The organism is Streptococcus sp. HMSC068F04 (assembly GCF_001837455.1).
Taxonomy (GTDB): Bacteria; Bacillota; Bacilli; order Lactobacillales; family Streptococcaceae; genus Streptococcus; species Streptococcus salivarius_D.
This window is the reverse complement of sequence record NZ_KV832537.1, coordinates 1-373: the sequence shown is the minus strand read 5'-3', so window position 1 is coordinate 373 and position 373 is coordinate 1. Positions and strand designations below refer to the sequence as shown.

General features: G+C 52.0%; 4 tRNA genes. All 4 read right to left on the bottom strand.

Annotated elements, in window-relative coordinates:
* Nucleotides 1-4: 4 nt before the first annotated feature.
* The 4 genes from HMPREF2571_RS09895 to HMPREF2571_RS09880 all read right to left on the bottom strand — a co-directional run bounded on the left by HMPREF2571_RS09895 (nucleotide 5) and on the right by HMPREF2571_RS09880 (nucleotide 342).
* Nucleotides 5-77: transfer RNA gene (locus tag HMPREF2571_RS09895), tRNA-Thr, on the bottom strand.
* Nucleotides 78-91: 14 nt separating this feature from the next.
* Nucleotides 92-173: transfer RNA gene (locus tag HMPREF2571_RS09890), tRNA-Leu, on the bottom strand.
* Nucleotides 174-178: 5 nt separating this feature from the next.
* Nucleotides 179-251: transfer RNA gene (locus HMPREF2571_RS09885), tRNA-Lys, on the bottom strand.
* Nucleotides 252-269: 18 nt separating this feature from the next.
* A tRNA-Asp gene (locus HMPREF2571_RS09880) sits at nucleotides 270-342 on the bottom strand.
* Nucleotides 343-373: the final 31 nt, after the last annotated feature.

Below are 373 nucleotides of genomic sequence, written 5' to 3'. Positions count from 1 at the left end.
TTTATGCCGGCTACATGACTTGAACACGCGACCCTCTGATTACAAATCAGATGCTCTACCAACTGAGCTAAGCCGGCTAACTTTTCTATAATGCGGGTGAAGGGACTTGAACCCCCACGCCGTTAAGCGCCAGATCCTAAATCTGGTGCGTCTGCCAATTCCGCCACACCCGCATATATGACCCGTACTGGGCTCGAACCAGTGACCCATTGATTAAAAGTCAATTGCTCTACCAACTGAGCTAACGAGTCTCAAATATTTCTACTTGACGGTCCCGACGGGAATCGAACCCGCGATCTTCGCCGTGACAGGGCGACGTGATAACCGCTACACCACGGGACCTATGGGAGTTAACGGGATCGAACCGCTGACC